This window comes from Anaeromyxobacter sp. SG66 (assembly GCF_022690805.1).
In the GTDB taxonomy this organism is placed as follows: Bacteria; Myxococcota; Myxococcia; order Myxococcales; family Anaeromyxobacteraceae; genus Anaeromyxobacter; species Anaeromyxobacter soli.
This window is the reverse complement of sequence record NZ_JALCZC010000165.1, coordinates 1-5,856: the sequence shown is the minus strand read 5'-3', so window position 1 is coordinate 5,856 and position 5,856 is coordinate 1. Positions and strand designations below refer to the sequence as shown.

General features: G+C 76.1%; 6 protein-coding genes. 4 read left to right on the top strand and 2 right to left on the bottom strand.

Annotated elements, in window-relative coordinates; genetic code table 11:
* Positions 1 to 392 precede the first annotated feature (392 nt).
* Positions 393 to 881, bottom strand: a complete 489-nt coding sequence (locus MNZ39_RS22820) for a hypothetical protein (RefSeq protein ID WP_242341399.1) — start codon at positions 879 to 881, stop codon at positions 393 to 395.
* A gap of 335 nt (positions 882 to 1,216) precedes the next feature.
* Between MNZ39_RS22820 and MNZ39_RS22815 the strand changes: the two genes are divergently transcribed.
* On the top strand, positions 1,217 to 2,110 hold the full coding sequence (locus MNZ39_RS22815; RefSeq protein ID WP_242341398.1) for an NAD(P)H-binding protein: 894 nt from the start codon (positions 1,217 to 1,219) through the stop codon (positions 2,108 to 2,110).
* Positions 2,111 to 2,174: 64 nt separating this feature from the next.
* Here the strand turns inward: MNZ39_RS22815 and MNZ39_RS22810 are convergent, their stop codons facing one another.
* The gene (locus MNZ39_RS22810; RefSeq protein ID WP_242341397.1) at positions 2,175 to 3,095 is read right to left on the bottom strand and encodes a LysR substrate-binding domain-containing protein; all 921 of its coding nucleotides are present in this window, start codon (positions 3,093 to 3,095) and stop codon (positions 2,175 to 2,177) included.
* A gap of 109 nt (positions 3,096 to 3,204) precedes the next feature.
* Here MNZ39_RS22810 and MNZ39_RS22805 point away from each other — a divergent pair, with 109 nt between their 5' ends.
* The 3 genes from MNZ39_RS22805 to MNZ39_RS22795 all read left to right on the top strand — a co-directional run.
* The gene (locus MNZ39_RS22805; RefSeq protein ID WP_242341396.1) at positions 3,205 to 3,744 is read left to right on the top strand and encodes a peroxiredoxin; all 540 of its coding nucleotides are present in this window, start codon (positions 3,205 to 3,207) and stop codon (positions 3,742 to 3,744) included.
* A 191-nt stretch (positions 3,745 to 3,935) separates the two neighbouring features.
* The gene (locus tag MNZ39_RS22800; protein ID WP_242341395.1) at positions 3,936 to 5,096 is read left to right on the top strand and encodes an exonuclease SbcCD subunit D; all 1,161 of its coding nucleotides are present in this window, start codon (positions 3,936 to 3,938) and stop codon (positions 5,094 to 5,096) included.
* On the top strand, positions 5,093 to 5,856 hold a 764-nt coding region (locus MNZ39_RS22795; protein ID WP_242341394.1), incomplete at its 3' end, for an AAA family ATPase. The genes MNZ39_RS22800 and MNZ39_RS22795, both read left to right, overlap by 4 nt.

Genomic DNA, 5,856 nt, shown 5'->3' with positions numbered 1-5,856 from the left:
GGCAGACTTGTGCTCGCGGACCACGCGCCGGACCTCCTCGAAGGCGCCCTGGCGGAAGAACCATGGGACTCACTCCGAGAGCGTATCGCTGCCGCTCAGGTGTGCTGATTTGAGGGGATCCGTCAGGTCGAGCGCACAACCTGCTTCACGCAGAGAGAACTTTCGGGCGCGAGCACATGGATCGCTTCCGCCGCGACTCGGGTGACGGGCCGACGCCATTCGAGCAACCGGGCGTGGCGCCTCTGTCTACCGTCATGCATCTGGGACGTGGGCGCCGTGATGCTGCGGCGGCCCGCTAGGTTGCCGAACCTCCGGCTGACCGGGGATTCGCATGCGGCCGGAGCGACGGCTCGCCGCCCACGACCCACGTACGCCCGTGACGCTCAACGCTGTCAGCGGCGGCTGCGCCGCTTTCGCGAGGCGGGCTTCGCCTTCGGCTTCGGCTCGGGCTTCGGCGGCTCGCCCGCGACCAGCACGCCGAGGCTCAGCGGCGCGTACGCGCGGCCCGCGGCGTCGTGGATCTCGCGCGAGCGCGCGCCGTCGAGACGCAGCTGGTAGCGCGAGCCGGGGACGAGCGGCGCCGACGGCGTGAGCGTGAACGCGGAGGACGCGCCGACCTCGCGCGTGCCGCTCGAGGGCACGATCGCGTCGGCGCCGTCGAGCAGGACGAGCCGCGCCTCCGGGAGCTCCGCCGCGAGCACGAGCCGGAACGTGGTGGCGGGATCGACCACCGTCTCCTCCTCGCGAGAGAGGGGGATCGGGCCGGTCGGGTCGTTGGCGACCGCCTCGCGGACGAGGCTCGTCGCAGGGGAGGCAGGCGCGGGGGCGGGGACGCCCTCCGCCGGAGGGGCGCCGCCCTGCGCGACGGGGGCGGGGAGCACGGCCCCTGTGCCCTCCGGGGCAACGACGGGAACGACCGGGGCGGCCGGGCTGGGCACGTCCGCGCTCGGACTCGCGGGCGCCGCAGCCGCTGGCGGGGGAGCGCCCGCCTCCGCGGCCGGCGTGCGGTCGCGGCAGGCGGGGAGGGACAGCGCGACGGCCAGGGTGCCGAGCACGAGGGGGCGCGTCATCGGCCCGGAGGGTACCACGACCCGGGGGGTGCCGAGCGTGGGCGTGCGCTCGGGCGGTAGCCCGCCCCTCACGCGCACCGTTGGACTCCAAACGGTTCGCGCCCGGCCGGGCGCGGGGTCGCATGTCACCCGGGGAGGAGCGCGGCATGGCCGAGAAGGTGTACGTCGTCCTCGGGGCCACCGGCCACGTCGGCAGCCCCGTGGCGCGCCGGCTCGCGGAGGCGAGGCGACCCCTCCGCGTGGTCGCGCGGAGCGCCGCGGCGCTCGCCGCGCACGCGGACGCGGAGCAGCTGGTCGGCAGCGTCGAGGATCCCGAGCTCGTCCGGCGCGCGCTCGACGGCGCGGGCGCGGCGTTCGTGCAGCTTCCGCCGTACCTCGGTCCGGGCGCGCGTGCCTGGCAGGATCGGGTCGCGGGCATCCTCGCCGACGGCCTGGAGGCGGCGCGCGTTCCCTACGCCGTGGCGCTCTCCAGCCTGGGCGCGCAGCTCGCGAGCGGGACCGGCCCCGTGGCCGGGCTGCACACGCTCGAGGAGCGCCTCGGGCGCGTCCCGGGCCTGAGCGTGCTCGCGCTGCGCCCGGGCTACTTCTTCGAGAACCACCTCAGCGCCATCGGCGTCGTGCGGTCCGCCGGGTTCTACGCCGGCGCGCTCGCCCCCGAGCTGCGCATGGCGCAGATCGCCGCGGCCGACGTGGGAGAGGTGGCCGCCCGGCGGCTCCTCGCGCTCGACTGGCGAGGCCGGGAGATCCAGGAGCTGCACGGCGAGCGGGACGTGACGCCGGTCGAGGTCGCGCGCGCGCTCGGCGCCGCGATCGGCAAGCCGGACCTCGCCTACGTCCAGCTCTCCTACGCCGACGCGCACGCGGGCCTGGTGCAGGCCGGGCTGTCCGAGGAGGTCGCCGCGCTGTACGTGGAGCTGGCGCGCGCCCTCAACGACGGGCGCATCGCGTCCGACGAGCCGCGATCGCCGGCGACGACGACGCCCACCTCCATCGAGGCGTGGGCGCGCGAGGTGTTCGCGCGCGAGCTTCGCGCGGGGTGAGCTCGGCGGCGGCCGCCATGGCCTCGCCGAGGGCGCCCTTCGCCGGCGAGCCTGGGCCGGAGTCTCAGCGAGCGGCCTTCGGGTAGGCGCCGCGGATCGTCCGCGCGAGCCGCTGGAGCGCGGGGGCGAGCGGCGACCGGCGGCGCCACGCGAGCGTGATCGTCCGGTGCGGCGCGGGCGCCGCGAACGGGCGGAGCCGGAGGTCGCCGCGACGGGTCTCGGCCGCGAGCGACAGCTCGGGGAGCAGCGTCACGCCCGCGCCGCCCGCCACCATCTGCACCAGGGTGGGCAGGCTCGTCGCCCGGAACTCCAGCTCGTGGGCGCGAGCCCGCGCGCAGACGTCGAGCGCCTGCGCGCGAAGGCAGTGCCCGTCGTCGAGGAGCAGCACGTCGGCGCCGCGCAGCTCCGCCGCGGTGGCGGGCGCCGCTCGCGCGCCGAGCGGGTGGTCGCGGGCCGTCGCGAGCACGAACGGATCCCGGGCGATGTCCGCGTGCTCGACGTCGCCGAGCTCCGCCTCGAGCGCGAGGAGCGCGGCGTCGAGCGCGCCCGCCTCGAGCCGGCGCACGAGCTCGTCCGTCTTGTCCTCGACCCAGGTGAGGACGAGCCGCGGGTAGGCAGCCCGGAGCGCGGGGGCGACCCGGGGCAGGAGGTAGGGCGAGATGGTCGGGATGACCCCCAGCCGCAGCGGCCCGGCGAGCGGATCGCCCGCGGCGCGCGCGGCGCCGGCGAGGTCGTCCGCGTCGACGAGCACGCGCCGCGCGCGGGCGAGGAGCGCCTCGCCGGCGGCCGTGACCAGCACGCGCCGGCGATCGCGCTCGAACAGCCGCACGCCGAGGGCCGACTCGAGCTGGGCGATCTGGGTCGAGAGCGACGGCTGCGCGACCCGGCAGCGCTCCGCGGCCCGCCGGAAGCTCAGCGTCTCGGCGACGGCCAGGGCGTACTGGAGCTGGCGCAGGGTGAAGGCGTGGGGCGGGAGCGGAGTCATAGGCAGAGCCTAACGAAGTGGTCGAAATGATGTATTGGGAAAATCAGCGCTCCGGCGGCACCTTCTGCCTGCGACGCGGCGATCCCGCCGCCCCGAAGGAGATGATCGAATGCTGACCGTGGGTGACCGCTTCCCCGAGTACCGCCTCAAGGCCGTCGTGAGCCGCGCCGCCGGCGAGGAGTTCCAGGACGTCACGCCCGAGAGCCACCGCGGGCGCTGGCGGGTGGTGTTCTTCTGGCCCATGGACTTCACCTTCGTGTGCCCGACCGAGATCGCCGAGTTCGGCCGGCGCGATCGCGACTTCCGCGAGCGCGAGGCGCAGGTGCTCGGCGTCTCCACCGACACGCACTACGTCCACCTCGCCTGGCGGAACGGCCACCCGGAGCTGAAGGACCTGCCGTTCCCGATGGTCGCCGACACGAAGCGCGAGCTCTCGACGGCGCTCGGGATCCTGCACCCGGACGGCGTCCCGCTCCGGGCGACGTTCATCGTCGACCCGGCGGGCGTCATCCGGCACGTGTCGGTGAACGACCTGTCGGTGGGGCGGAACGTGGAGGAGACGCTCCGCGTCCTCGACGCGCTAAAGACCGACGAGCTCACCCCCTGCAACTGGAGGAAGGGCGAGCCCACGCTGGAGGTGGCGCGGTGAGCGCGCTCGGGCGGCTCCGCGGGGCGCTCCCGGACGCGTCCGCGCTGCCCGCCTGAGCCCGACGGGGGTGCTCCAGGGCGGAGCGCCCTCCAGGCCGCAGCGCCGGGGCGTCGCGGTGACCTCCGCCGCTGCGGCCGGAGCCCGGCGCTTCGCCGCGACGAGCCACGCTGGAGCCCCGATGTCAGCCCGGCGTGTACGCTGGCGGTGTGGCGCTCCGGATCCTGCACACCTCCGACTGGCATCTGGGCCGCGCGCTCCACGAGGAGTCGCTGCTCGAGGACCAGGCCTGGGCGCTCGATCGGCTCTGCGAGCTCCTCCGCGACGCGCGACCGGACGCGCTGGTCGTGGCGGGCGACGTCTTCGACCGGGCGGTGCCGTCGGCGGAGGCGGTCTCGCTCCTCGACGACCTCCTGAACCGCGTGGCGGCGCTGGGCGTGCCGCTCGTCGCCATCGCCGGGAACCACGACTCGGCCGAGCGGCTCGCGTTCGGCGCGCGGCTCCTCGAGGCTCGCGGCGTCCACCTGCGCGGGGCGATCTCGCGCGCGGCGGAGCCGGTGGAGCTCGCGGGCAAGGGGTTCCTCTACCCGGTGCCCTACCTCGATCCCGAGGTCGTGCGCGGCGCCGAGGGGGACGACGAGCTGCGTGGCCATGCGGCCGCGACCGAGCGCGTGCTGGCGCGCGTGCGGGCCGACGCGGCGACGCGCGTGCTCCCGACGGTGCTCGTCGCGCACGCCTTCGTCCAGGGCGCCTCCGAGACCCCGGACAGCGAGCGCCCGCTCGCGGTGGGCGGATCCGGCTGCGTGCCCGCCGCGTCGCTCGGCGGGTTCGACTACGTCGCGCTCGGACACCTGCACGCGCCGCAGGAGGTCGCGCCCGCGGTCCGCTACTCCGGCTCGCTCCTCAAGTACTCCTTCGGCGAGGCGGGGCACGCGAAGGGCGTCGTCCTGGCCGAGGTCGAGCGGGGCGCGGCGCGGGTCGAGCTCGTCCCGCTCGGCGCCCGGCGCGAGGTGGTGCGGCTCTCGGGCACGCTCGACGAGCTTTTGCGCCGTCCGGAGCTCGCCGCGTTCGAGCGCGCGCTCGTCGAGGTGACGCTCCGCGACGAGGGGTACGTCTTCGACGCGAAGCACCGGCTCCAGGCGCGCTTCGCCCACGTGCTGAACGTCCTCCGCGAGGACCTCGCGGGCGGCGGGGAGGGGACGTTCGCGGCGCGGGTGGACGGCGCCGGGGGCGACGACCTCCGCCTGTTCGAGGCGTTCTTCGAGACGGTGGCGGGCGCGACGCCCGGCCCGGAGCACCGGGAGATCTTCGCGGGCGCGCTCGCGGAGGTCGTGCGCCGGGAGCGGGCGGCGTGAGACCGCTCACCCTCGAGCTCCAGGCGTTCGGGCCTTACGCCCGGGCGCAGAAGGTGGACTTCGGCGCGCTCGGCGGCGCCGATCTCTTCCTCATCCACGGGCCGACCGGCGCCGGGAAGACCACGCTCTTCGACGCCATGACCTTCGCGCTGTACGGCGAGGTGCCGGGGACGCGCGGCACCGGTCGGCTCCGCGCCGACCGCGCCCCGGAGGGCGCCGCGCCGAAGGTGGTCTTTCGCTTCCGGCTGGGCGAGGTGGTGTACCGCGCGGAGCGCACCGCGGCCTGGCAGCGGCCGAAGAAGCGGGGGGAGGGGACCCTCGAGGAGGCGCCCACCGCGAGCCTGTGGCGCGAGGGCGCCGACGCGCCGCTCGCGACGAAGCCGACCACCGTGACCGAGAAGGTGACGGAGCTCCTCGGCATGGGCGCGGAGCAGTTCACGCGCGTCGTGCTGCTGCCGCAGGGCGACTTCAAGCGGCTCCTCTGCGCGGACGCCCGGGAGCGGGAGGAGCTCCTGCAGCAGCTCTTCGGGACCGGCGTCTACAAGGACGTCGAGGAGCTGCTCGTCCGCAAGAAGAACGAGTTCGAGGCGGAGGCGCGGCGGCTCGCGGAGCGGCGCGAGGAGGCGCTCGGCGGGGCCGCGCCCGGCGCGCTCTCCGACGGGCGGGAGGAGCTCGAGCGCCAGCTCGCGGAGGCGCGCGAGGTCGCCGCGCGCCGGGCCGCCGAGGACACCGCGGCGCTCGCGGCGCTCGACGCGGGCCG